This window comes from Shewanella sp. SM29 (assembly GCF_025654245.1).
In the GTDB taxonomy this organism is placed as follows: Bacteria; Pseudomonadota; Gammaproteobacteria; order Enterobacterales; family Shewanellaceae; genus Shewanella; species Shewanella oncorhynchi.
Map to the genome: position 1 here is coordinate 1 of NZ_JAKKRN010000091.1, position 770 is coordinate 770.

General features: G+C 51.7%; 1 protein-coding gene. It reads right to left on the reverse strand.

The annotated features are described in order from the left end of the window. On the reverse strand, positions 1 to 770 hold a 770-nt coding region (locus L5L77_RS22830; RefSeq protein ID WP_263223448.1), incomplete at both ends, for a PPC domain-containing protein.

Genomic DNA, 770 nt, shown 5'->3' on the forward strand with positions numbered 1-770 from the left:
CGTCGCGCAGGCGTTGGCAATGAGCACCGGATCGGGTGTGTTACTCGTGCCTGTGCTTAAGGTCAGTGTTACGCCGCTAAACTCAGTGGCAGTATCAATCGTGATATAACGCCAGCCACGATTGGCGCTGAAGCTAAGCGATTCTTGATTTCCTGCTTGAGCGCTCTTTGCATCGGCATTATCTGCGTCGGCCCACTGACTGGCATTGAAGTAAATATTGGCATCCCCAGAGCCGCCCTTAGTGGTGACAGTGAACTGGGTATTATCTTCCTCAACCCAGAAGTAGAAGCTGTTACGCCCGCCACTGATGCACTCATTTTTGCCTAGGGTGAGCTTACCGTAATCTAAGGTCACTGCGCCACAATTGGCTGGTGGCTCAGGATCCACGCCGCCATCCCCCAGTTCGGGGTCGATTTCAGCAAATAGCTCAGTGGTGCTGACTTGCATATCGACGCCGCCAAAGTCCCCCGATAAGGTAATGTAGTGCCAATACTCGTTAGGGTTTAACTGCACCTTAATCACTTGATAATTACCATTACCGATACCAGCCCCTTGGTTTTGCTCAGGGCTTGCCCAGCCTCTAGAATCGAAATAAATGTCGGCATCTCCCCAACCACCGCCAATCTTGATCCAAAGCTCTTGGGCTGTGCGATTGGTATTGGTGAAGCTGAAACTGGCGCGGCCGAGTTTTGAATCGATACATTCCATCGGCACATCAATTTTCAGGCTGGCCGATTCAGTGTAACGGTAGGCTTCGTTCGTCACTTGGC